Annotated in this window: 26 protein-coding genes; 7 read left to right on the forward strand and 19 right to left on the reverse strand. The window is 40.1% G+C overall.

The window, feature by feature from the left end:
* Positions 1-120: 120 nt before the first annotated feature.
* Positions 121-606 (forward strand): CotY/CotZ family spore coat protein, encoded by a 486-nt coding sequence (locus tag AC6CIB_RS16180; RefSeq protein WP_148968484.1) that lies wholly within the window; start codon positions 121-123, stop codon positions 604-606.
* Between the two features lie 47 nt (positions 607-653).
* On the opposite strand, the gene AC6CIB_RS16185 is transcribed toward AC6CIB_RS16180, so the two are convergent.
* The 5 genes from AC6CIB_RS16185 to mgtE form a co-directional block, all read right to left on the reverse strand.
* Complete coding sequence (locus tag AC6CIB_RS16185; RefSeq protein WP_498282374.1) at positions 654-1,211, reverse strand: CotO family spore coat protein; 558 nt, start codon at positions 1,209-1,211, stop codon at positions 654-656.
* A 148-nt stretch (positions 1,212-1,359) separates the two neighbouring features.
* Positions 1,360-2,136: an enoyl-ACP reductase FabI gene (gene fabI / locus AC6CIB_RS16190; RefSeq protein ID WP_113969974.1), complete on the reverse strand. Its 777-nt coding sequence runs from the start codon at positions 2,134-2,136 to the stop codon at positions 1,360-1,362.
* Between the two features lie 80 nt (positions 2,137-2,216).
* Positions 2,217-2,702, reverse strand: coding sequence for a DinB family protein (locus tag AC6CIB_RS16195; protein ID WP_498282376.1), 486 nt, complete (start codon positions 2,700-2,702; stop codon positions 2,217-2,219).
* Positions 2,703-3,473: 771 nt separating this feature from the next.
* The gene (locus AC6CIB_RS16200; RefSeq protein WP_498282378.1) at positions 3,474-5,336 is read right to left on the reverse strand and encodes a monovalent cation:proton antiporter family protein; all 1,863 of its coding nucleotides are present in this window, start codon (positions 5,334-5,336) and stop codon (positions 3,474-3,476) included.
* 25 nt (positions 5,337-5,361) lie between these two features.
* Entirely contained in the window at positions 5,362-6,705 is a 1,344-nt protein-coding gene (mgtE, locus tag AC6CIB_RS16205; protein WP_498282873.1) for a magnesium transporter, read from the reverse strand.
* Between the two features lie 287 nt (positions 6,706-6,992).
* Here mgtE and prpE point away from each other — a divergent pair, with 287 nt between their 5' ends.
* Positions 6,993-7,730 carry a bis(5'-nucleosyl)-tetraphosphatase PrpE gene (gene prpE / locus AC6CIB_RS16210; RefSeq protein WP_498282380.1) on the forward strand — a complete coding sequence of 246 codons (738 nt, stop codon included), beginning with the start codon at positions 6,993-6,995 and terminating at the stop codon, positions 7,728-7,730.
* A 94-nt stretch (positions 7,731-7,824) separates the two neighbouring features.
* Here prpE and AC6CIB_RS16215 read toward each other — a convergent pair whose 3' ends face one another.
* The 5 genes from AC6CIB_RS16215 to AC6CIB_RS16235 are packed head-to-tail and all read right to left on the reverse strand — an operon-like array spanning position 7,825 to position 10,612.
* On the reverse strand, positions 7,825-8,427 hold the full coding sequence (locus AC6CIB_RS16215; RefSeq protein ID WP_498282382.1) for an RluA family pseudouridine synthase: 603 nt from the start codon (positions 8,425-8,427) through the stop codon (positions 7,825-7,827).
* Positions 8,367-8,717, reverse strand: a complete 351-nt coding sequence (locus tag AC6CIB_RS16220; RefSeq protein ID WP_498282384.1) for a hypothetical protein — start codon at positions 8,715-8,717, stop codon at positions 8,367-8,369. The genes AC6CIB_RS16215 and AC6CIB_RS16220 overlap by 61 nt, the downstream gene beginning before the upstream one ends.
* A 21-nt stretch (positions 8,718-8,738) precedes the next feature.
* Positions 8,739-9,536: an NAD kinase gene (locus tag AC6CIB_RS16225; RefSeq protein ID WP_034763479.1), complete on the reverse strand. Its 798-nt coding sequence runs from the start codon at positions 9,534-9,536 to the stop codon at positions 8,739-8,741.
* An 18-nt stretch (positions 9,537-9,554) separates the two neighbouring features.
* Complete coding sequence (gene yjbM / locus AC6CIB_RS16230; RefSeq protein WP_498282386.1) at positions 9,555-10,211, reverse strand: GTP diphosphokinase; 657 nt, start codon at positions 10,209-10,211, stop codon at positions 9,555-9,557.
* 26 nt (positions 10,212-10,237) lie between these two features.
* Entirely contained in the window at positions 10,238-10,612 is a 375-nt protein-coding gene (locus AC6CIB_RS16235) for a UPF0738 family protein (protein ID WP_498282388.1), read from the reverse strand.
* A 128-nt stretch (positions 10,613-10,740) separates the two neighbouring features.
* Between AC6CIB_RS16235 and AC6CIB_RS16240 the strand changes: the two genes are divergently transcribed.
* The 5 genes from AC6CIB_RS16240 (at position 10,741) to AC6CIB_RS16260 (ending at position 14,024) form a co-directional block, all read left to right on the forward strand.
* Positions 10,741-11,319, forward strand: coding sequence for a CYTH domain-containing protein (locus AC6CIB_RS16240; protein ID WP_498282390.1), 579 nt, complete (start codon positions 10,741-10,743; stop codon positions 11,317-11,319).
* A gap of 56 nt (positions 11,320-11,375) precedes the next feature.
* The gene (locus tag AC6CIB_RS16245; protein ID WP_498282392.1) at positions 11,376-12,017 is read left to right on the forward strand and encodes a lytic transglycosylase domain-containing protein; all 642 of its coding nucleotides are present in this window, start codon (positions 11,376-11,378) and stop codon (positions 12,015-12,017) included.
* Positions 12,018-12,290: 273 nt separating this feature from the next.
* Positions 12,291-12,692 (forward strand): globin domain-containing protein, encoded by a 402-nt coding sequence (locus AC6CIB_RS16250; protein ID WP_498282394.1) that lies wholly within the window; start codon positions 12,291-12,293, stop codon positions 12,690-12,692.
* Entirely contained in the window at positions 12,685-13,551 is an 867-nt protein-coding gene (locus AC6CIB_RS16255) for a ClpXP adapter SpxH family protein (protein WP_498282396.1), read from the forward strand. The genes AC6CIB_RS16250 and AC6CIB_RS16255 overlap by 8 nt, the downstream gene beginning before the upstream one ends.
* A gap of 284 nt (positions 13,552-13,835) precedes the next feature.
* Complete coding sequence (locus AC6CIB_RS16260) at positions 13,836-14,024, forward strand: hypothetical protein (protein ID WP_498282398.1); 189 nt, start codon at positions 13,836-13,838, stop codon at positions 14,022-14,024.
* 108 nt (positions 14,025-14,132) lie between these two features.
* Here AC6CIB_RS16260 and pepF read toward each other — a convergent pair whose 3' ends face one another.
* The 9 genes from pepF to AC6CIB_RS16305 form a co-directional block, all read right to left on the reverse strand.
* The gene (gene pepF / locus AC6CIB_RS16265) at positions 14,133-15,956 is read right to left on the reverse strand and encodes an oligoendopeptidase F (RefSeq protein WP_498282400.1); all 1,824 of its coding nucleotides are present in this window, start codon (positions 15,954-15,956) and stop codon (positions 14,133-14,135) included.
* Positions 15,957-16,044: 88 nt separating this feature from the next.
* Positions 16,045-17,238, reverse strand: coding sequence for a competence protein CoiA (locus AC6CIB_RS16270; protein ID WP_498282402.1), 1,194 nt, complete (start codon positions 17,236-17,238; stop codon positions 16,045-16,047).
* A gap of 89 nt (positions 17,239-17,327) precedes the next feature.
* Positions 17,328-18,833 carry a cardiolipin synthase gene (cls, locus tag AC6CIB_RS16275; protein WP_498282404.1) on the reverse strand — a complete coding sequence of 502 codons (1,506 nt, stop codon included), beginning with the start codon at positions 18,831-18,833 and terminating at the stop codon, positions 17,328-17,330.
* Positions 18,834-18,912: 79 nt separating this feature from the next.
* Positions 18,913-19,584, reverse strand: a complete 672-nt coding sequence (mecA, locus tag AC6CIB_RS16280; RefSeq protein WP_498282406.1) for an adaptor protein MecA — start codon at positions 19,582-19,584, stop codon at positions 18,913-18,915.
* A gap of 359 nt (positions 19,585-19,943) precedes the next feature.
* Positions 19,944-20,339, reverse strand: coding sequence for a transcriptional regulator SpxA (gene spxA, locus AC6CIB_RS16285; protein ID WP_032089161.1), 396 nt, complete (start codon positions 20,337-20,339; stop codon positions 19,944-19,946).
* A gap of 818 nt (positions 20,340-21,157) precedes the next feature.
* Entirely contained in the window at positions 21,158-21,730 is a 573-nt protein-coding gene (locus AC6CIB_RS16290; protein WP_498282408.1) for a GNAT family N-acetyltransferase, read from the reverse strand.
* A 273-nt stretch (positions 21,731-22,003) separates the two neighbouring features.
* A complete protein-coding gene (locus AC6CIB_RS16295; protein WP_498282410.1) occupies positions 22,004-23,197 on the reverse strand; it encodes a putative glycoside hydrolase in 1,194 nt (397 codons plus the stop codon).
* A 228-nt stretch (positions 23,198-23,425) separates the two neighbouring features.
* The gene (locus AC6CIB_RS16300; RefSeq protein ID WP_498282412.1) at positions 23,426-24,361 is read right to left on the reverse strand and encodes an ABC transporter ATP-binding protein; all 936 of its coding nucleotides are present in this window, start codon (positions 24,359-24,361) and stop codon (positions 23,426-23,428) included.
* Positions 24,361-25,431: an ABC transporter ATP-binding protein gene (locus AC6CIB_RS16305; protein WP_498282414.1), complete on the reverse strand. Its 1,071-nt coding sequence runs from the start codon at positions 25,429-25,431 to the stop codon at positions 24,361-24,363. Before AC6CIB_RS16305 ends, AC6CIB_RS16300 begins: the two co-directional genes overlap by 1 nt.
* Positions 25,432-25,434 lie beyond the last annotated feature (3 nt).

The raw sequence follows: 25,434 nt of genomic DNA on the forward strand, positions 1-25,434 counted from the left end.
CTCCTTTTATAAACTATATCCCGCCCAATTTAGTCAAAAGGGGCATTTGTCCGTTACCCAATTTCCTCTTCTACAATATGTTATTAGTGTAGTGAAAATTATTTAAGGAGGAAAATTCTTATGGGTTGCGGTAATTACAGAAAAGATGACATTGCAGGTGCAAGAGACCGCGGTTGTGTATGCCTTGCTGTTCGCGCTATTAAAGATGTTCAAGATGCAGCAGATCAAGACTGTTTTGATTGTAAAAATGATTGTTTTCTTGAGCCATTAGGATCTTTGGTAAGTCCAGTTGGAAATGCACCAAATACTCGTGTTTTCAAACTTTATAATAAAAAAGGAGACCTATTCAAGGTTCACCCTAAACATTATTGCTGGAAAACACCTTACTTCCGTGTGAAGAATGTATTTGACGACTGCTGTGCTACACTTCAAGTATTGAAGAAAGTTCATGTTACAGGTGAAGACGTAGAATCAGAAGACGAATTAATGGGGTTAAACAATAACTTCATTTACGAATTGACTGGAGATTGTATCACAGTTGATCTAGATTGCTTCTGCGCTATCCAATGTATCGATGATGTAAGAGTAGAAGGAGTTTGTGACTAATCAGCAACGAGAATAAAAAGCCAGTCGGAAATTCCGGCTGGCTTCTTTTATTTCAATCCAATGATTTTGATCGCCTTTATTGAATTTCGTTTTAAAGTGATTTCTTCACCTTGAAACGTTTTAATATCAATTGATGCGCCATCTGCACTGGTTAGTACACCACGATACACCCCTTCTTCTGTTTGAAACGCACATGGAAATGGGGCTCTCCCCATTATACTCTGCTGCATATACTCAATTTTCCCATCCAGATCCAGGTCTTTAAATGGAGTAAGTGGTTTAAAGTAACCGTCATGTGCGTGTTCCAGTCCTAATTCACCTTGATTTGGTTCTTCACTATTAGGAGTCTCTTTTATAATGGGCCGAACCTCTTGAGTTTCTCTTTTTACAATCGTGTGATACTCAGGCTGCTTTAACCTCCCTAATGGAGCAGCTTCAAATAACTCAACGCTTTTCCTTTTCATTTCTATCGGCTGGGTGTTTCTTTCTTCTTTTTTTGGTTGAACGATACTTGACGATCCTCTATAGACTTCCTGCATACTGCTTTTCACATCATTCAATCTGGGTTGATGTATATATAATAGTGGCTTTTTCTGTCTATTCAATCCTATCCCTCCTTACATTCTACATTTATATGTATGCAGGAACCGCTTATGAGTTTCTTATTAGCTATAGATAAATACTATCTCTACATAACAAAAGAACCCCGGCTACAGTAAAATTTCTGCAACCAGGGTTCCGTATGTCTATATTTTAACCTAATACATGATAACCGGAGTCTACATGCAGGTTCTCACCTGTAATCCCTCTTGAATAATCACTAAAAAGGAATACAGCCGTATCACCGACTTCTTCTTGTGTTGTATTGCGGCGGAGCGGAGCACGCTCTTCGATTTCTTTCAGTATGCTGTTGAAGTCACCTACACCTTTAGCAGACAGGGTGCGGATCGGTCCTGCAGAAATCGCGTTCACACGAATGCCGTGCTTTCCAAGATCGCTGGCAAGATATTTCACACTCGCTTCAAGAGATGCTTTTGCTACACCCATTACGTTGTAGTTTTGCATCACTCTCTCACCACCAAGGTATGTCATGGAAACGATACTTCCACCTTCAGTCATAAGATCCTTCGCTACTTTAGCAACTGCTGTCAAGGAGTATGAGCTGATATTGTGGGCCAGAAGGAACCCGTCTCTTGTTGTGTTCATGTAATCACCAGCCAACTCTTCTTTATTGGCAAAAGCGATACAGTGGGCAAGTCCGTGAATCACTCCGACTTCTTCCTTAATCGTTGCAAAGCATTTTTCGATGTCTTCATCACTTGTTACATCACAAGGCAGCACTAATGAATCTTCTCCACCTTCTAATGTCCCGGCAAGATCTCTAACCCCTTTTTCAAAACGCTCGCCTGCATATGTAAAAATCAAACGTGCACCTGATTGATGTAAGGAACGGGCAATTCCCCATGCTATACTGCGTTTATTCGCAACTCCCATAACGACATATGTTTTACCTTTTAATGAAAGAGTCATTGTAATCCTCCTATTTATACATGTTATTAGTACCTGCTACTAATTCTACAGTAATCCAATGCAAAAGGAAAGAAGAATTCCTACAGGATTCTCCTTTTGACCTCTTCAATTTGAACGATATGCCTCTGTTCATGTTTACCGAGAAGCTCCAGTACTTGCCATATCGGCATATCCCCAAAGCGGTGATGGTTCATGGATTGGTTTTTCAGGCTCTCTTTAGTATAAAGTTTTAGAAAGTGTTTAGTGAGAGAACGGGATTCATCTAAGGCTTGAACTAAATCCTCTTTATTTTTAGGTTCGGAAGGCGGTTCGATTGGTGCCTTTAATTTCTTGGTTGAATCGTCAAATACGGATAAATCGACCGGCTTTTCATATGTGCCGTTTTGGTTCTCCGCTGAATCGAGAGCCAATGTTAGAAACCTTTTTTCAGCCCCGGCCAAATGGAGTACTATTTGCGCTATGCTCCATTCCTCAGGTGAAGGCTTCTCATTCAACTTCACAACAGACAAATCTCCAAAGCTTTCTTTCACCTTATCTCTGATTTCCATTACTCTAGTTTCCCACATGCTTTTAGCCTCCCAATCAATCTTCTCTTTTATTAGTTATTAGCGGTAAGAATGAAAACTCCTTTTTAAAAAAGTCTCTTTTCGTAAACATTGTGGCTATTTTACAGAAGAAAGTAGTAGTTGACTTCCGCTACAGGATGCTCGCTTTCTGCAGGGCGGGCGGTGAATAACTTCCAAAGAAATGAATTTATTTTGAGTGGTATGTGAAAACAGGGACCGTTGCTTTTTGTGGGATCTCGACCTTTCCTCTATTTCCCGCAGGAGTCAAGTGCCTTCCGCTACAATCCACTCTGTGCTATTACATTCTTACTGCCTATAAGTATAGATAAACAAACACAAAACATTATGATAGCTCAAAAATCAGTTTTCAGTCATTTTTTAAAAGAAATAAATAAAAACAAAATCTATTAGCAAACAACCGCTTTCTAAGATGATTTCCTTTTGAGGAAGAAGAATTCTGTTTTCTAGTTAAGTTGTTTTGGACACCTTGTAGCTCTGTCACGAAAATTCGCGTGAAGATGGTGAGGGGAACTGCGTAGACACCTGCGGATTTTGGACGTGCCGAGACCCCGTTCGGCTAAGCTGAGGAGGCTCGGCCGAACGCTAGCTGCAAGCGGAGCAGTTCCCCTCACCATCCAGCACACACTAATGGATAGAGACCAAGCAGACTTTTGTTAAAAACACCTTTTTTTAGTTATTAGAGATTAGAACTTAAACTCCTTTAATAAATAAAACTTCCCAAGAAAAATTTCTTGGGAAGTTGATTATTTCTTAGCAGTACTCACAGAATTCAAGCTCGCGTTTAAGTTCATCTACATATTCTTTTGAACCGGTGACGATCAAGCGGTCGTTCATGTGGAGTTCTGTATCTCCGTGAGGAACAATGGAATCTTTCCCTCTAAAGATCCGAACAAAGATAACATCTCCTGTAAACGGAAATTTCCGAAGGGTCATGCCTTCAAATTGACTGTTCAGCATGCGAATCTCATATAGCGATGTCTCTTGGTTCGTAAGGATATTCATGACAGACGGTGACTCAATAAGTGCACGCAGTAAGGCTTTCGTTGACAGGAACACGGAATAAACTTCAATATCCTGTTCTCGCAGAGTCTCATGTAAGTCAGGACTCTCAACCCTTACAATGACACGATTCACGCCATATTCTTTAGCGGTAACGGCAAGTGTTGCATTGATTTCTTCATCACCCGTTGAGATCACAATAATGTCTGATTCAAAGATGTTGTTCTCTTCGAGCGTACCTAACTCGTAATTATCAATTTCATTGATGGTAAACAGAGAATCAGCAATATTGCGATCAGACTTATCTTGTTTTGTATGATACAAGACTGGTTCATAAAGGGATGAATGAAGCTCCCTTGAAACCGGCATCGTAAGTTGATTCGCTCCCAGGAACGTAATCTTGAGCTTTTTCTCTTTTGCACTTTCCCTTGGGAAGAGCTTTTTGAAGAATATTGGTGTAATAATACACGTAATCACGGCTACTAATATAAGGGTACCACTCATTTGTGCTGTGATAATTTCCATTCTCTCTGCGATTTTCGCAGCCGCAATGACCAGAGATAATGTTGATGTAAGTAAAAATGCTGATGCAATCGTAGTTTTCGTATCATACCAATACTTTAATAAGTAAACCGGGATGATTTTCGAAACTAGGAACGCAAGCAGAAGTAATGGAATCAACAGCAGCATCTTTTTATCACTGAGCAGTGAGCCAAGATCCAATTCAACCCCTACCATCACGAAGAAGATCGGGATTAAGAATCCATAACCAAAGGAATCAAGCTTATGAACCATTTCTTGATTAGGTGCCAATAATGAAACCAGTACACCTGCAAGGAATGCACCTAGAATGTTTTCAGCCCCAACGGTTTCAGATACAGCTACAAGTAGAATGATCAATGTAAAGACAGCTCGTGTGCCGATTTGAACGGTACCTGTCGACAAGCTCTTGATGAAGGAATTGTTCTTCAACCTCTTTGCCAGGAAATATAAGAGTACTCCAACACCGAACAGGATGAGGAGAAGCCACATGTTTCCATGACCTTCACCGTATAGTGACACGAATACAGCCAGTAATATCATAGTCACAAGGTCTGCAATAACCGCCACAAGCAGGATGATCTGCCCGATGGCGCTTTTCATGATATGTGCTTCCTTAAGTGTAGGAACCACAACACCAAGTGAAATGGTGGAGATAATAAGGGTCATTAAGAATGCATTATCAATCAGCCCGAATAAGACGAACAAATAAGACAGGCCAAGTGAAACAAAGAATATCCCGATAAATATAATAGTCGCTACCTTCAGACGGTTCGGTTCTTCTTTTCCATTCGGTAACCGTTCTTTTTTCTTCTTTCCTCCTGAAAAAGCAGTGAAATCAATTTCCAGTCCACTTAAGAACATTAGGAAAATAAATCCAAGTGTAGACAGTGTTTCCAACCACATGTCCTGGTGAACGATATTAAATCCGCTCTTACCTATTATTAATCCCATAATGATTTCAGCGATGACTACAGGGATAAAATTCAATTTGAATTTATGCAGCAATATGGGAGTTAAAAAAGCTACAAGAATGACAATAACTAATGATGCAACGGACGCATGCTGTTCCATCTATACCTCCCCCTCTCTCTTCTCTCTATATTAAGTGATTCATAAACAATGTCGCTAAGCCAAAATAAATTAAAATACTGATAATATCATTTATCGTCGTAATAAAAGGACCAGAAGCGACAGCTGGGTCCACTTTTAGTTTGTGCATAAGTAACGGTACTAATGTACCAGCGAGCGTTGCAACAAATAATGAGACCAACACGGAGATCCCAACGAGAACCCCCAGGAAGAATTCCCCTTTCCATACATAGACCACGATGCTGACGACTATCCCGCATGTAGTACCAGTTATAAGTCCGGTTCCCGCTTCACGGATGACAAGGGACATCTTGTTTTCCTTTTCCAGGTCACCGGTCGCAATCCCTCTAACGGCAACGGCAAGGGCCTGGGTTCCCGTATTACCTGCCATTCCGGCGATCAAGGGGATAAATACGGCAAGAATCGCTACTTTATCTAACGTGTCTTCAAATCTCCCGATAAGGCTTGCGGTGAACATTCCTAAAAATAGTAATGCAATCAGCCATGGAAGACGCTTCTTCGCTGCATTAAATGGACTTCGGTCGATGGAATCCAAATCGGCGATACCAGCTAACTTTGAATAGTCATCAGATGCTTCTTCTTCCATAACGTCCATAATGTCATCTACGGTAATGATCCCCAGTAAGTGATGTTGGAAATCAACAACAGGCAAAGCAAGGAAGTCATAATCTTTCATTTGTCTCGCGACTGCCTCCTGATCTTCGCTGACGCCTACAGACATGACACGATCACTCATGATTTCGCCTATCATCACATCATCATGGCTGATGATGAGATCCCTTAGGGAGATAACCCCGACGAGCTTTTTATCATCATCCACTACATAAATGTAGTAAATCGTTTCAGCATTAGGGGCTTCGTTTTTCAATATATACATGGCCGATCGGACGGTCTGATTCTTGGATATGGAGACAAACTCAGTAGTCATGATACTACCGGCTGTGTATTCTTCATAATGCAATAATTCTTTAATTTCTTTAGCTGATTCATCATCCATGATCGTTAAATAACTAACTACCTGGTCCTTATCCAGTTCATTTAAGACATCCACCGCGTCATCGGCATACATATTCGATAGCATTTCAGCAGCATATGTAGGATTCATCTCGGCTAATATATCCTGATAGTCCTCTTCATCTATATCCAGACTTTCAAAAAGCTCCGCCATCTCTTCCGGAGACAGATAATGATACAGGTGGCTTCGTAAACCTTCATCTATTTTCGAAAAGAACTTTGCTTGGTCATAAGAGTGTAAATGGACGAATTCTGAGCGAAATAAATCCAGATCTTCTTCTTGAAGGGCTCTAATGAGAAGGTCTTCATCATACATTTCTTTTTCTTGTTTATCTCTTTCTTTTGATTGATCTTGAGTTACTTCAGACATCATATACACCCTCCTTCTTATCTTGAATTGTATATAGTCGTAATAATACTAGCAAATCTTCAGACGAATGTCTCTTATGAAATGATAACCATCCTTGTATATGGTACGGGTTAGGTACGGAACTTATAAGAGAAATATGAATAAACATCCGCTCGATATGAAAGACTGAATCATTAATATGGCATAAAATAAGCGAAAAGAAAAGAAAAATGCCACAGGAAAGTAGGTATCCTATGAAAATAGATATAATCGGAGACATTCATGGATGTTATAAAGAGTTTAAAGAATTAACAAAAAAGTTAGGCTACGATTGGACATCCGGTCTCCCCGTTCATCCCCAAGGAAGGCTGCTCGGCTTTGTAGGGGATTTAACTGACCGGGGTCATCACTCGCTTCAGACCATTTCAACGGTCTTTAACCTGTTTGAAAAAGGATCTCTTTACTATGTCCCTGGAAACCATTGTAATAAACTCTATCGCTACTTCCTCGGGAATAATGTGAAGATCCTGCACGGGCTAGAAACGACAGTAGCGGAACTGAGTGCCCTTCCCCGGAGTGAAAGAGACCGTTATCGGGATATGTTTCTCTCCTTGTATGAACAGTCCCCTTTATATCACGTGTTGGATGACGGAAAGCTGATCATCGCCCATGCCGGTATAAAAGAAGAGCTGATCGGAAAGCAGAATAATCGGGTGAAAACATTTGTTCTGTACGGTGACATCACAGGTGAGAAGCATGAAGACGGGACGCCGGTCAGAAAAGATTGGGCTTCGGATTATAAAGGTGAAGCGTGGATCGTATATGGCCACACCCCGGTAAAAGAGGCCCGGATCCTTAATAAGACTGCGAATATTGATACAGGGGCTGTGTTTGGAGGGAAGTTGACTGCTTTGAGATACCCCGAGATCGAAGTGGTGAGTGTGGGGTCGAGCATGCCTTTTGTGGAGGAGAAGTTTCGGAGATTTGAATAAGGTGGTATGGTAGTGCTGGTGGTAGTGTTTGTTCCCACTCCACACACCAAAAAAAGAGATTCTTTTCAGTTCAACTGAAAAAGAATCTCTTTTTTCATTGTCTTTCAAGCAAAATCCGCATATCCCGAGGCATCACAGCCTCCAAATGCACCCATTCTTTCTTGACAGGATGAAAAAAAGACAGCTTCTTACAATGCAGAGCCTGCCTTCCCATCAGCTCCACACTACCTCCATACAAATCATCCCCTGCCAGTGGATGTCCGATAAATGACATGTGAACCCTGATTTGGTGAGTTCTCCCCGTTTCCAATCTCAATTCAATATGAGCGAAACCCTTGAACTGCTTTTTCACTCTATAGTGTGTCAGGGCATACTGTCCATCCTGCCGCACTTCTCTTTCAATGATACTATCCAGTTTCCGGCCGATAGGCTCTTCGATCGTACCAATGTCCGAGTCCAACCAACCTTCTGCTAAAGCTTCATACGTTCTCTTAATTTCCCGCCCCTTCTGCTGAAGGCTGAATAAATGATGAACGTGGCGGTGTTTTGCTATTAGAACAAGCCCTGATGTATCCTTATCTAATCGAGTAACGATATGAACAGTTGAACAAATACCGACCCTCTCATAATAACCGGCTATGGCATTGGCGAGACTTCCTGTCGACTCATTCTTAGTCGGAATGATTTCATCCCCCATGGCTTATCTACTACGAGAACATCCCCATCCTCATATATGATTGACAATGGAATCTCTTCGGCAACTAAGGACTCACTCCCTTTTTCTTCAGGGAACCTCATCTCAAGAATATCCCCTTCTATAAGGTCATATCGGACATTTTCTTCTTTTCCATTAACGGTTATCGTCCCTCCATCAAACTTCACAGCAGTCAGTGTACGCTTTGAAATCTGCTGATCGATTAGAAACTCTCTCATCAGTTTCCCGTCATAGGAAGAAGGGATAACCCATTTCAATGTATAGAATTTCACCGTACAATTCCTAAACCCGAGTTATTCATCAGCCACAAATGAATCATGCACCCTTTTCCAAAACGGGAATGGACGGAAGCGGGCAAAACGGATTTTCTCATCAGCGACACGATATTGAATGCTCTTCACATCTTTATGAAGAAGAGATAGATGGTCGATGGTGACCAGGAAATCTGGTCCATTCACAGGCTTGAGCATGCATGTATGATGTGCTGGTAAAATCAAAGGTGATCCGATGGTACGAAATACACGATTATTGATGGAAGCCATCTCCGCAAATTGAATAGCTGGAAGAGACGGGTGAATGATTGCCCCGCCAAGTGCTTTATTGTAAGCCGTACTACCAGATGGAGTCGATAAGCAGAGTCCATCTCCTCTAAATCGTTCAAAATGCTGGCCCCTGATCTCCACGTCCATGACCAGGGTTCCTTCGACACTTTTGACCGTCGATTCATTTAGCGCTAAGTAACGGGTTTCTTTCCCTCCATGCTGATAGCGGATGATCGTTTCTAATAATGGGTATTCGATAATTTGATAAGGTGTCTTCGCTATGGCGATCACGAGCTTCTCGATCTCTTCCGGCACCCAATCGGCGTAAAAGCCGAGATGTCCTGTATGTACACCAACAAATGCTGTCTTATCTAACCGGGATCTGTAGCGATGAAATGCATAAAGCAGCGTCCCATCTCCTCCAACCGATATGACGATATCCGGTTGGTCATCATCATAGGTTAAATTAAAATCTTGGAGATAGGTCCTCATTTTGTGCATTAATGTATTGGACTTCGAATCACCTTTTGATGTAATCGCGAACTTCATTCGTGTACCCCCTTCAAGTCACTGCTGATTTGGTTTGGAGCTTTTCCCCCGTTGATCCTTTTCCTTTTTGTTTGTAAATATGACTTGGGCTTCCTGAATTTCTTCACGAATCAGGCTCATTTCTTCATCCAGTCGAAAGACAGCTTCAGCAGCGCTTTGAATGCGAAGACGAACTTGCTCGGGAATCTGTCCACTGTACTTATAATTCAAAGAATGCTCTATCGTAGCCCAAAAGTTCATCGAAAGTGTCCGGATTTGGATTTCTACCAGAATATTTTTTTCTCCGTGAATCGTTTGTACCGGATAATCAATGACAATATGATAGGAACGGTATCCACTTTGTTTCTTATGGGTCACGTAATCTCTTTCTTCTATAATAGTAAAGTCATTCCGCCCACGTAGCTTTTCCACTACCACATGAATATCCTCCACGAATTGACACATCATCCTGAGTCCGGCGATATCTTGCATTTCTGTTTCAATATTCGATAGCTTGATCCCTTTTTGATTTGCTTTATCAAGAATACTCGCGATTGGCTTTACTCTTCCAGTCACAAATTCAATGGGAGAATGTGTGTTATGAAGTTCATATTCTCCCCTCATCCCTTTAAGCTTAATCTTCAATTCGTCAACCGCTTGCTTGTAGGGAGCTAAAAATTGTTCCCAGTGATTCATTCTCCTCACCTCTTTACGTCACGTGACTACTTATCAAGAAATACGCTCTCTACCTTTTTAACCATTTCGTCACCGTAGTTCCCATTTCCTTCTATATTGGCCACAAGATAGTCGAGCTCTGCAGTGAATTGATCCAACTCCAAAGAATAATCATTGCTTTTTGCAATAACGGCACTCTTTTCTTGAAGTGCTTTTTTCAATTCATCCCAAATCGACTCTTCAAGGTATAAGTAAACATATTCCTCTTCATTTTCTGCTAAGTATACGAAAGCATAGCGATCGGAGTCTGCAATAATTTGACCAGCTGCAGTTGTCCCTTGCAGGAGATCTGCTTGGTCGGTATGTAAGTATAGTGTACCGTTTTCATAAGTTGTGTGTTTAAATTGAACTATTTTCCTCATGCTTTTCTTCATCCTTCCATTAAACAATCAGTATCATTTTAACATAAGACAACCATTTCATCTAAACATTGAAGTTCTCTTTTATTAAAGAGATAATAGAAGAAGTATGCAAGGAAAGGATGCTTTTCATGGCACAGGAAATTGAAATAGAATTCAAGAATCTAGTAACACAAGATGAATTTACGCGATTAACCTCTCATTTTCAAATAAAAGAGGAAGATTTCTTATCTCAAGACAATCACTATTTTGATACGCCAGACTATCAATTAAAGGGTAATCAATCTGCCTTAAGAATTCGGGAGAAGAACGGGACTTACACGCTGACCTTAAAAACCCCTTTAGAAGAGGATCTACTAGAAACGAACCAAAGGTTAACAATAGAAGAGTCTGAATCTCTTTTACATCAAGGGGCATTCCCTGAAGGAGAAGTCAAAGATGTTCTGATTTCCCTTCAAATCCCCACTCAATCCCTTCACCATTTCGGAACGCTGACGACAAGCCGGGCTGAAATCGACTACAAAGCCGGGCTCCTGGTCTTCGATAAGAGCTCATATTTACAAAAGGAAGACTATGAGCTGGAATATGAAGTGAAAGAGCGTATTTCAGGTGAAACTATATTCCTGAACTTACTGAAGGAACTAAACATTCCACTTCGTAAAACGGATAATAAAATCAAACGTTTTTATTTGGAAAAATTAAAAAAGTAGTGAGGATTACCGATATAGTATATAAATAAAAGTCTTCCAGAAGAGGAGTTATACTCATGAATGTTCAGCAGTTGAGAACGATGATGGAGTTGCAAGCTCTAAACAGCTTGGGTTCAGTATCTTCTGTTCAGCAAAACACTGGCCAATCCAGTGATCTATTTCAACAACTCTTAAATCAGGCACTTCACACTAACCAGAACCATTTAAATATAAACCAAACATTAGGGGCCGTTAAAGAGGCACTGGGAACCAGAACAGCCTTCTCGATTTCACCTCCTCCTCCTGGACTTTCCGCTTTAAACAAACCGAACCGGAATGCTCCTCAGGAGATTGATGAAATCATCTCCCGAGCGGCCGATCACTATGGTATCCCCATAAAACTGATTCAAGCGGTCATTAAACAGGAGTCCAACTTCAACCCTAATGCCGTTAGTCATGCAGGGGCATCCGGATTAATGCAGCTCATGCCCAGTACAGCAAGGGGGCTTGGCGTAAACAATATCTTTGACCCGGAAGAAAACGTATTCGCCGGAACGAAATACTTAAAGCAGATGCTCGATAAGTACAATGGGGACGTTAAACTGGCTCTAGCTGCCTATAATGCAGGTCCCGGAAATGTTGATAAATACAACGGCATCCCACCGTTTAAAGAAACCACTGCTTATGTAAAGAAAGTGACCGATCGCTATTTTGCATGACCTCTCAGAGCAGGCTGACCTCTACTTCCTGGTCAGCCTTTTCTTATGTATTTTCCTATTAAGATTTAAGACATAAAACTAAAGTCTGATAGCCCTATCTCCTCTTAAATCCACCTGCACCATCCCCCACAAACTTCCCGGAATCGGGATAGACATCAGAAAGAAGGCTACACTAATTTAGGAATAATAAGTTGATGTAAGGCGATTTGTTTGAGATATAAATAAATGCTTGCTAGAATAAACATACAATCTAAGTAAAAAGGAGTCATTCTTATGGTCGAGAAACCACAAATGCCTTATAATCTTATCGGCGAAAAGAAACTCTCCATGCTCGTTGAAGCTTTTTATAGTAAAGTAGCGAATCATCCCGAGTTAGCACCAATATTCCCAGATGATTTAACCGAGACAGCTCGCAAACAAAAACAATTTCTCACTCAATATTTAGGTGGTCCTTCGCTTTTCACAGAGGAGCATGGTCACCCCATGCTACGCGCAAGGCATCTGCCATTTCCCATCACAGAAGAACGGGCAAAGGCTTGGTTAAGCTGTATGCACGAGGCAATGGATGAAGTCAATCTAGAGGGTCCAGTGAGAGATGACTTTTTTCACAGACTCGTATTAACCGCCCATCATATGGTGAATACAGAAACACCAAAGGGTACTAGCCTTGACTAGAACAAATAGCTGGCATCACCTAAAAGGGTGTGGATATGATAAGAAACCTCTGGAAATATATATGTTTGTTGACCCTCTTTGCCCGGAATGCTGGGCACTGGAACCAATCTTAAAAAAATTGCACATTGAATACGGACAATACTTTCGTATTCGTTACATTTTGAGTGGACAGCTTGCTTCTTTAAACCTTGCAACCAAACGTAAGCAGGAAGATTTAGCCCAGAAATGGGATAAAACAGCCAGCCGTTCGGGAATGTCATGCGACGGAAGCTTATGGATAGATAATCCAATTGATTCACCTTATCTTGCTTCTTTCGCCATTAAAGCTGCCGAGCTTCAAGGAAAGCATTCGGGTATCAGGTTTCTAAGGTTTTTACAGGAAAGATTATTCTTACAGAAACAGGACATTTCAAATATCGAGGTACTCAAGGAGTGTGCTCAAGCCGCCAAGCTTGATTTGAGTGAATTTATGAACGATATCAATTCATCATCTGCGTCCAAAGCCTTTCAGTGTGATGTAAAGATCACATCTGAGATGGAAGTAGAAGAAATTCCTACATTGGTCTTCTTTAATGAAAATATTGAAGATGAAGGCTTAAAGATCACGGGATTGTATTCCTACGAGGTATATGTTCATATTATTGAAGAAATGCTTGGGGAGAAGCCTGATAAGCAACCATTGCCTCCACTGGAAGTATTCATGAAATATTATCGTGTAGTGGCATCGAAGGAAATAGCCGTGGTCTATGATTTATCTATAGAAGAAGTAGAAAAGCAAATGAAGAAATGGACACTTCAGCAAAAAGTAAAGAGGCTCCCTGCAAAGCACGGAACTTTCTGGAAATATATAAGCGGTTAATTATTTCAATATATTAAAATAACCGTATAAACAAGAAAAGCCGATGTTGTTTCCAACATCGGTTTTTCAATACGAACAAAGGGGATGGGAGAAATTTTTCACGGTCAAACTAAGGGGTATATGTTTGCTTGTGATCAACTTCACACTGATAATATATCACGCATACACTTGTATTGGCAAGCTGTTTGTATGGTATTTCACAATATTGTCAAAAACCATTCATGTTCCCCTCCCCTCCTTCATATATATGTGTATAAGACAACTTATCACCGGAGGGAAATGCTATGGCACTAAAAATAAAATATGGAATCCTCCTGCTGTTAATCCTGATCAGCTTCTTCATAAACGTCCTCGGACTCATGCGCCTGGTTCCAATCTATATAACATCCCCGATCCTCTTTCTCTCACTCCTACTCTTCTTCCACTCTCTCGGAAACCGCAACCGCTTCAAAGGATTCAAATCAATGAAATGAGGGACGGACCTTTCTTTCGAAAAATTCCCCAAAAATAAAACTCCCCTTAGAAAGGAATTCCTTTCTAAGGGGAGTTTATGTTTAAACCAATAGGCACCTGATCTCTATTTACTGTAATTTTTTAAGCAGTTCTTCCATTTCATTCAACTTTTCTTCAAAGACTTTGCATGCGTCTTCAACCGGCTTGGAGGTTGTCATATCCACTCCTGCTTTTTTCAGTACTTCAATAGGATAATCAGAGCTGCCCGCTTTCAGGAAATCGATGTAGCGTTCTACGGCAGGCTCTCCTTCTTCAAGGATTTGCTGACTGAGAGCGGTCGCAGCCGAGAAGCCGGTTGCATATTGATAAACATAGTAATTGTAGTAGAAGTGAGGAATTCGAGCCCATTCCAATCCAATCTCTTCATCAATCGAGATGTCTTCTCCAAAATATTTCTTATTTAATTCATAATATTCTTTTGTTAGAAATTCAGAAGTAAGAGCTTCTCCTTCTTGGGCTTTTTTATGAATGAGGTGTTCAAACTCAGCAAACATGGTTTGTCGGAAAACGGTGCCTCTGAATCCTTCCAGGTAATGATTTAATAGGTACAGACGTTTTTTCTCGTCATCAATTGTATTTAATAGATAATCATTCAATAAAGCTTCATTACACGTAGAAGCCACCTCGGCAACAAAGATGGAGTAATGCCCATACGTGTACGGCTGAGCACTGCGCGTATAATAGCTGTGAACACTATGTCCGAATTCATGAGCCAATGTAAATAGATTGTTTACATTATCCTGCCAGTTCATGAGGATATAAGGGTTGGTGCCGTATGCTCCTGAAGAGTATGCACCACTTCTTTTTCCTTTGTTCTCGACAACATCCACCCAACGGTTATCAAAGCCTTCTTTCAGGACATTGGCATATTCTTCTCCTAAAGGCTTTAAGCCATCCAGGATCATGTTCTGTGCTTCATCATAGCTGATGTCCATCTTGACTTCCTTCACTAACGGTGTATATAGGTCATACATATGAACTTCATCCAAGCTTAATACTTTCTTACGAAGCTTTACATAGCGCTGCAACAAATGAAGGTTCTTATTGACCGTATCAACCAGGTTATCATACACCTGTTCAGGAATATTGTTATTTGATAATGCCGCATGTCTTGCTGAATCGTAATGTCTTACGTTTGCGACGAAATTATCTTTCTTCACTGCTCCACTTAATGTAGAGGCAAACGTATTTTCGAATTTGCCGTATGTTTCATACACCTTTTTAAACGCTTCTTCCCGTACGCGTCGATCGCTGCTCTCAAGGAAACGAATGAAACGGCCATGTGTGATATCAACTTCTTCCCCGTTTTCATCTTTAATGCTCGGAAACTCCATGTCTGCATTGTTCAGCATACCAAACGTGTTACTCGCCGCACTGAACACTTCGGAAGCTTGAGCAAGTAATGCTTCTTCATCCGCTGAAAGAACATGTGGACGCTGGAGATTAATTTCTTCTAAAGCATGATTGTATTGCTTCAGCTCTTCCTTTTCGTTAAGAAATCCTTGAAGCTTACTTTCCTCAATCAAAAGCACTTCAGGTACTAAGTAGGCAAATTTACTCCCTAACTGTGTATAAAGACTTTTGGCACGGTCATCGAGTCCTTGATAGTATGAATTAGTTGTGTCCTGATCATAGCGCATATGAGAATATGTATACACCCTACCCATACGTTCCATAATTTCATCTTGGAAGGCAAATGCTTTATAAAGCTGATCTGCACTCTCACCTAAAGTTCCTTTAAACTCGTCTGCTTTACCCGTTAACTCTTTAATTGCTTTGTATTCTTTTTCCCACGCTTCATCACTTTCAAATATATCTTCCAATCTCCACGTTAACTTCTCATCTACCTCTTTCCTGCCAGGCAGACTTTTCGTAGCTGTATCTTTTGACATATACATCCTCCATTCTGAAATCTACAGAAAATTCCTTATAGTTACATTCTCTCTTATCTAAGATTTTCCTGCAACAAAACAATCTTTGTTAGACCTTTTTTAATATATGCTTCCATTTAGAAAAAAAATCATGCTGATGCTTTTCGAAACCTGAAAAGTTGTCTGGACAATTCCACGGCCCAGAGAGCTGATATTGCCCATCCTCCATCCTTCTGACCACCTGCATATCCTTCAAGAGAGCCAAATAACTCTTTACTATTTCCTTTAGTAGTTGGTCCCCCCATACAAAAGGAAGCGAACGGAATTCTAAATAACCTCTATCCATTCTTCTTTTTATCACCTCAACTACTTTTTCCTCTGAAATAAACCGATCCTTCTTCATACAATCCTTCCATATATAGTATTGCCACTCGATCGCATGATTCTTAAAATGGATTCCATGAGGGGATACTGGCATACCAACAAACAAAGGTAAATATAGAAACGTATCACCTTCTCTATACACTTCCCGTAAAAATATATCGCTTTTCGCTTTACTGTAATGAAGTTTATTATAGATCCACTTCATTCGGAATTGATTCCAGTTTTTTAATAGATATGGATGATGAACTGTAGAATGTGGAATGGACAAAGGAAGAGTAAATTGCTCGATAGGGATCCTGACAGGTGCTGCACTAATAAAAGCTGAGACTGAAACAGGTATGAGATGAGTAAATAATTTAAAGCTTCTATCTTCAGGAGAAAAATGGAGAAGGAAATGGTTTAAATGGGGTGAATACCGGATAAATGCTTGCTGAAATGACGGTAAATGCAATAATCCCTTTTGCTTTACTGTCACCGGTTGAGTAAGCATCCAAAACGGAGTGATGTTTTGACTGTGATATCCTTGAGTTCTAGAAAGGATGTCGGGAATGGGAATGGAAGAACATTGAATCTCAATGGCAATTTTTTTCGATTCCGTTTTTACATAAACATCAGCGATTTGCTGAACTTCTTTTACATAATATTCAACCTTCACCTCCGAATAATGCTCTCTTAACCTTTCATATAGCAGTTGCTTACTAAGCAGATGTCGCGGTGACTCATGCTGCTTGCCGATCTCACAATGGGAGTGTGAAAGATGAGCAAAATGTGGAACGTTTTGGTTTCCGATGCGAAGATTCATTTCGGATGAACAATGAGGACAGAGAAATATATGACGCTTACTTCGCAGACTCTTTAATTCCTCTCTTGAGTAAAGGATGGTTGAAAACACTTTCTCTTGAAATAAAGCTGTTAACATAGAACACCTCCTTCAATAATTATTCGTCAAAAGTCGTGAAAATCCTTCAAAAAAAACCTTCAAGAAAAAAATCACTTGAAGGCTTCATCTTATAATAGAGGTGACATTAAGCGTGAAGTGGATTCCAATAACCTGTAGCCAAGATGTCTCTTTTGAAACTCTTCCAGCTGCAGTTCTTCTGCATCCTCTAAGTCATGTAAATACTCCTTCACAAGAGAGTCAGTACTTTCTGTTTTATATAGAAATGCGTTGACTTCAAAGTTTAAATGAAAACTTCTCATATCCATATTTGATGTCCCGATTGATGCCATTTCTTCATCAACGATAACAATCTTACTATGCATAAAGCCTTTTTGATATTCGAAGATTCGTGCTCCTGCTTCGAGAAGATCCGGGAAATAAGATCGTGAAGCGTGAAACACAATTCGTTTATCAGGCTTATGGGGAACCAATAACCTTACATCCACACCACTCAAAGCAGCAATTTTAAGTGCTGAGAAAATATCATCATCCGGTATGAAATAAGGTGATGCAACCCATACGCTTTTTCTTGCAGAAGTGATCATAGAGAAGAAGATATTCTTCAAAACGCTCAACTCATTATCAGGTCCTCCTGCAATCATTTGAACTCCACCATCGTTTGCATTTTCCAATGGATCAGGACTTAAATACCCTGGAGTCAAGAAATCGTCATTCGTCATATAATACCAATCTTGAAGAAAGATGAGCTGCAACGTGCGAACCGCTTCACCCCTTACAAATAGGTGGGTATCCCGCCAAAAACCAAAATGTGGATTCTTACCTAAGTACTCATCGCCAATATTAAGTCCCCCAACAAATCCTATACTTCCATCAATGACGATGATCTTGCGATGATTTCGAAAATTAAACTTATTATTAAGAACAGGAATTTTGACGGGACCAAACGGAACCACTTCAATCCCTGCATCTTTTAATTCAGCAATATAATCCTTTGATAATTGCCAAGCCCCAACCGCGTCATAAAGAAAGCGAATTTTCACCCCATCATTGGCTCGTTCAATAAGGATATCTTTAATCTGATTTCCAATATCATCATGACGGACAATATAATATTCCATATGAATGTGATGCTTGGCAGTTTTTAACCACCTCAGGATTTCTCCGAATGTCTCGTTACCATTGGTTAAAAGCTTCGTTTCACTGGAAAAAGAAATGGCACTGTTTCCTATTCGCTGAGCAAGCTGAAAGTGCTTTTCCTGAAACAAACCAAACATTTCAGCGTTCATTTCCTTAGGGCCAGGCTCAAATTTATTGTAGGTTTCCTTGTCCAATATGTACTTCTTCTTATACATTTTCTCTTTCCGGTAGTTTCGGCCAAACAATAAATAGAAGATAAAACCAAGGAATGGAAAAGCACCTAAAACAACTAACCATGTTAATGTTTGAGTGGGATGACGATTCTCAAAGAAGATAAGAAATCCTATCACAATTACAGAGAAAGTAAAAACCAGACTAATATATTTGACCATACCTGAAAGGTATTGATCAAAATAAAAAAAATAACTTAACACGAGAACAGCAATAAATATGAGGACTCTCACTGTATTTTTCATACTTCTAACACCTTCCACTGGCTTAATGATACTAAATAAATAAAAAAATACCGATTTCTAAATGAAACCGGTATGATCCTTACGAAAAGTGTCCACTTAATGTCCCAAACACATGTTCATTAATGACTACTTTTCCATACTCTTCTAGGCGATGAACGGTCATTCGTGACTCATCCGCATATTCAAGTAGTATACTTAACATATTGTCGATATCTTCTTCAGAGAAGTGCTCTTCTGAAAATTTAACGTAAATAAAATATTTATCTTCGAATGCAAGCAGCTTTGTTTCTAAATGATCTAAAGGCATGTCTTTCATTCGATGGGATAAAGAAACCGCATCTTCGAAATCATTGAACTTCAATGTGAAATCCAGTGCCACTTCTGCTTCTCCATCTTGATCCTGCTTGATTTGGAAATGCTGATCCAGAAGTTCCTCTATGCGTTCATCTACAGGAAGTTCCTTGAGTTTATCCTCTGGAATAGGCAACTCGAATCGTTGACCATCCTTTGAAACCTGAGCTCTTGTAACCAGTACTTCAAGCCCTTTATCTAACGCTTGAACTTGAATCCATAGCGGTCCTTCAATTCCGAAATCTTCTTCTTGATGAACTTCATCCATCATTTCCCAGAAGAGTTCTTCACTTCTTTCACGATTATACCAGATCTCCTCGCGGTCAAAGCCGCGATCTTCTATATCTCCATATGATATATAGAACTTGACCGTATTTTCATTAATGCGTTCGATTTCCAATTAACACCTCTCCCTTCTTGCATGATGTTGGTGAAGGGACTACACCCTCTGAGCAATTTTGCTCGGTTGCTGGTGAAGATAGAAGATACATTTAGGTTAGTTTGTACCTTGTACTTCTATTTTATGATATAAACACTGAAAATGGAATAAAAATAACACCCATTTTTTTCTTCACAAATCCCACTATTTAACGTGTTTTTGACATTTTAGCGAATATTTGCAGAAAATTCAAGTGTTAATACTTATACTAATATAAAAGGGGTTGACCCGAAAGGATACGCAACGTTCCTTAAAGGGTCAGCCCCTTTTTCCTTATATATTCTCAAACATTGATAATATGATGAGAATGCAAGAATACTTTAGTTTACCATTCTTTGAGCTTCTAGAAGTTGGAATGTGCGAACCTTTCTCGGAAGGAATCGTCTGATTTCATCTTCATTGTATCCTACCTGAAGACGTTTCTCATCCAAGATGATTGGACGTCTTAAAAGGCCAGGATTTTTCTGGATAAGCTCGAACAGTTCTTGAAGTGGTAAAGTTTCTAAGTCTACATTAAGCTTTTGGAATGTCTTAGAACGAGTTGAAATGATTTCATCCGTTCCGTCCTCAGTCATACGCAGGATTTCCTTAATTTCATCAATGCTTAATGGCTCAGAAAATACGTTACGCTCTGTATATGGAATCTCATGCTCTTCTAACCAAGCTTTTGCCTTACGACAAGATGTACAACTAGGTGAAGTGAATAATGTAACCACGAATCATTCACACTCCCTTAAGGATTTTTTATTATATAGAGTATTTCATTTAAACATCGACTGTAAATTAAAATAAGTTTAAATAAGAAATCTCTATTATGTATTATACATGAATTACTGTCCCTTGAACATAGTTTTAACCAATTTGTCAAATTTCCTATACATAGGTTTAACATACACTATATAATCTCTTTCTACAATGGCTTTACCCGATTCAAAAAGAGCCTAAACATGATATAGAACATTTTCATTTTTTCATTTAGAAAACCTTATTGCGAATGGACAATGAGGTTTTTTGTTTGGCTCTTTTCACAAAGCTTGTTGTTTTATAAAATAAGATCGGCCAGGGGCTCTGTCAATCGGTGTGTGCTGGGTTGGTGAGGGGAACCGCTCCGCTTGCAGCTAGCGTACGGCCGAGCCTCCTCAGCTTAGCCGAACGGGGTCTCGGCACGTCCGTTCTTCCGCAGGAGTCTACGCAGTTCCCCTCGCCATCTATAAGAGACTTTTCGTGACAAAAAATGTGACAAAAACATTCTAATAGAAACCAGAATTTCTCGTCCTCAAAAGGAAATGCACCACTGCTCTCTTTAAAAGAGATTGTGTTCTAAAATTTTTATATTGGTTCCATTTGAAAAAAACTCATGCTAAAGAAAGTTGATTGGAGCGGAAGGTGCTCGACTCCTGCGGGAGAAGCGGGACAGGTGAGACCCCACAGGCGTAGCCGAGAAGGCTCACCGCCCGCCCCGCGGAAAGAGCGGAAATCAACTACTACTTTCTTCTCTAAACTAGCAACTATCTTTACAAAAAGAGCCTTTTGTTTAGAGGTTTTTCAGTACATCTCCATCACGGTCTTTGTCTTTCTTCAAGACTTCTTCAACCGGCTGGTAAGACGCACCATAAAACTTCTTATCATTATAAGTGTGGATTAATTCATATGTTTTCTTCATAGAATTGAAGATCAGATCTTCTGATTCGTTATTTGGAGCCCAATAAAGGATTTCCATTTCATTGATTTCATTAGTAGCGAGAGATCGACGTGCATATCCGATGCTGACAGCATGTTCGAATCCTTCACGCTTGTAGAACTTTAAACGTTTTTCCGTGTCAGTATCTTCATAATCTACTGGCTCTACTTCTAAAATAATTGCTTTATTCTTTTCTTTTAACTTCCCGAGCAACTTATGACCTAAGCCTTGGCCGCGTGCATCCTTTGAGACAAAAAGATAATCGATAAAGATAAAATCATCAAGTTCGACATACATAAGTACGTGGTATTGTCCCTCATCTTTATGATAGATGTCGCTTCTTTCTTTGAGTAATGACTCAAGGTGTTCTTTTGATTTCATTTCCTCTACCGGGAAATACTGATTTAACTTTTCATACCAATGCATGGATCTACTCCTTTTAAAGAATTTTGGGTGACATTGAATAACGGGATACAATTATCTTTCTCAGAAAAAAAATGTTTATGTTAGATGTTAGTCTCATCCGTGGGATAAGAAATACGGAATCATAGGCTTGAAATACCTATGAAGAGGGTAATGTGGTTGAAAGCGGTTAATCTTACCAATACTTTAATGATAACAATGATTGAGTATTTTTTCAAATCGAAAAGCCTCATTAAGAAAAGACCGGCCTGAAACTTCCCAGGTCGGTCTTTTCGATCATGGTGTATAATCTACACCTTCTGTATACGTATTACCGGCATCCCATAAAAGGAATTCTTTAATGCCTTGATCATTCAATGCTTTAATCTGCGCTTCAACTTCTGCTTTTCCGTAGGCTTTATAGTTTCCACTTCCTAACCAGGAAGCAGTGAAATCCTGCAGCCATGGCCTTGAAATAGGCGGGTTATCTAATTCTGCTAACTTAGAATTTTCAAGCTTAGCATACTCAGAAACCAATTCATAAGGCTGTAAATCGGGCTTTGCGATTCCAAAGTACGGTGTCCAGTGACTTGGATAGATCATGGATGAAATCACATCGACGTTTTCAGATATCTTTGAGAAGTTCTGTCCAATCCCAGGTGCCTCTGGAAGCGTTGCTGTATACCCGAAAATGTCCACAGAAACCTTAACTCCATATGGCTCAAGTTTTTCATGCGCGTACTCTACAAAGTCTGTTACGGCCTGCACACGCTTTTGTACATTATCTGAGTCTTGACTAGCATATTCGCCACCGTTATATTGTAGTTCATCATCACGTTTTTCAAAGCCTTCTGGGAAACGGACATAATCAAACTGGATTTCCTGGAATCCCATTTTGGCTGCTTCGATTGCAATTCCCACATTATAATCCCACACTTCTTTCAGGAATGGGTTCACAAAGGATTCTCCTCTGCCATTTTTCCATACCTGACCTCCATCTTTAAAGGAAAGCTCGGGTTTCTCATTCGCCAAAACCGTATCTTTAAATACCACAATTCTTGCGATCGGATAAATCTGTTTTTCTTCAAGTGTCTTTAAAATCGCTTTAGGATCTTTGATATAAGGCTGACCTACTTTAGCGTATGGAGAAGATTCATCGGGTTCGTATGTAACATATCCGTGATCATCTTTAATATCAATAACCATGGCATTTAGATCCGTATCATCCATTAGTTTCGTTAAGCTGTCAAATCTCGCTCCACCTGCAGAGTGACCTGTAACATAAACCCCTCTTACCGCATCAGGATATTCAAACTTAAAGCCGGAATCATATGCAAATCTTGGAGCCGGACTTCCAATTTCCTTCTTACTTAAAGAAAGACTTCTCTTCTCATGGGCTACCGCCCCGTCTCCTTCTGCACTCGCTGTTTGGAACGGCAATACGCACAATGTGACTAAACATAAGGATGTCGCTACCTTACTCCATTTCAAAATTAACCTCTCCTCTATTAAATAAGCTATCTAGTAAAATATGTAACACCATATCTATTCTAACAAGGAAATAACTTGAAAGAAAAGGGATATTATACTTAATCTGTCGAAATTTCCGAGGAAATTAATAATCTTCTATATATTGTATGAATTTCATGTGAAAAAAGAATAAAGCTAGCTCTTCAATGAAAAAAGCTCCCCTCATTAAAGGGAGCTTTTCTACACTTATTAACTTTTGTACTGAGCTTTATACTGCGCAAACTCTTTGTCTGAGCAATACACGAAGTGTCCAGGCGCCACTTCACGCATTTCAAGATTATCATCCTCTGTATAGTTGTGAACTGAAGGATTATATTCTTTTCTTCTGCGTGTGCGCTCATACTCTGGATCCGGTAACGGAATCGCTGATAATAGAGATTGTGTATAAGGATGTAACGGGTTCTTGTAAAGGGCATCGCTTGGAGCCAACTCGACTAATTTACCAAAATACATAACCCCGATGCGATCACTGATGTATTTTACCATGGAAAGGTCATGGGCGATAAATAAGTACGTTAAGCCTTTCTCTTTCTGAAGCTCTTGCATAAGATTAACTACCTGTGCCTGAATCGAAACGTCAAGAGCCGAAATTGGCTCATCGGCAATAATGAAGTCCGGATCTACTGCAAGGGCACGTGCAATCCCGATACGCTGTCTTTGACCACCGGAGAATTCATGTGGATAACGACCGGCATGCTCTTTATTCAAACCAACTGTTTCAAGCAGGTCATGAACTCTCTTTAAGCGTTCTTCTTTGGAAGAAGCCAGTCCATGAATGTCGATACCTTCAGCAATGATATCCGCGACCTTCATACGAGGATTCAAACTTGCGTATGGATCCTGAAAGATCATTTGCATCTTACGGTTGAATTTCTTTAATTGTGAACGTGATTTTTTACCATGAACGTCCTCACCATTAAAGAGAACCTGGCCGTCCGTGGCATTATACAAACGAATAATCGTACGACCAGTCGTTGATTTACCGCAGCCTGATTCACCAACCAGGCCAAGGGTTTCCCCTTTATAAATATCAAAGCTGATATCATCGACAGCTTTCACCATATTCGGTTTCCCCGGGTTAAAGTACTGTTTTAAATTCTTAATTTCTAATAATTTTTCTGCCATTATGAACGAACCCCCTCAACAAGTACCGGCTCTTTATAATTAGAAGGCATTTGTCTATGTCTTAATTTCACGATTTCAGGCGGCTCTACTTTTGGAGCACTCGGGTGCAGTAACCAGGACTTCACATAATGAGTATCTGAAACCTTATAATATGGCGGCTCTTGTTCAAAATCTACTCTCAATGCATACTCACTGCGAAGAGCGAATGCATCCCCTTTAGGTGGATTTAATAAATCCGGTGGAGTCCCAGGAATGGCAACCAGCTCCTGCTCACCTTCTGTTTCTGTTGTCGGCATGGAACCGATCAATCCCCACGTATATGGGTGGCGTGGATCGTAGAAAATTTCATCCACTGTTCCTGTTTCAACAATTTGTCCTCCATACATAACGGCTACACGATCAGCTACGTTCGCAACAACTCCAAGATCGTGAGTGATGAAAATAATGGAAGTTTCTATCTTTGTTTGTAAATCTTTCATTAATTCAAGGATCTGAGCCTGGATGGTAACATCCAATGCCGTCGTCGGCTCATCGGCAATCAAAATTTTCGGATTACAAGCAAGGGCGATTGCGATGACGACACGCTGACGCTGACCACCTGAGAATTGGTGAGGATATTGCTTAAAGCGTGTTTCAGGGCTAGGCAGACCAACAAGTTTAAGTAACTCAATGGCACGTTTTTTCGCATCATTTTTACTCATATTCTGGTGCTTCACCAGCGGTTCCATGATCTGTTTACCAATCGTCATTGTAGGGTTTAGAGACGTCATCGGATCTTGGAAAATCATAGAGATATCTTTCCCACGGATTTTTTGCATATCCTTTTCTGGTAATTTCGCTAAGTCTTTACCTTCAAATAACATTTCTCCACCCTTGATGAAGCCTGGCGGGTTTGGAATCAATCTCATGATCGCTTTGGTAGTAACTGATTTACCGGAACCAGATTCACCAACGATCGCTAGTGTTTCACCTTTATCTAAATGGAAATCTACACCTCGGACAGCCTGAACTTCTCCTCCATGCGTATTGAAGGAGACGTGTAGATCTTTCACTTCTAAAATTTTTGACATATT

The organism is Rossellomorea sp. GQ25, from assembly GCF_059758515.1.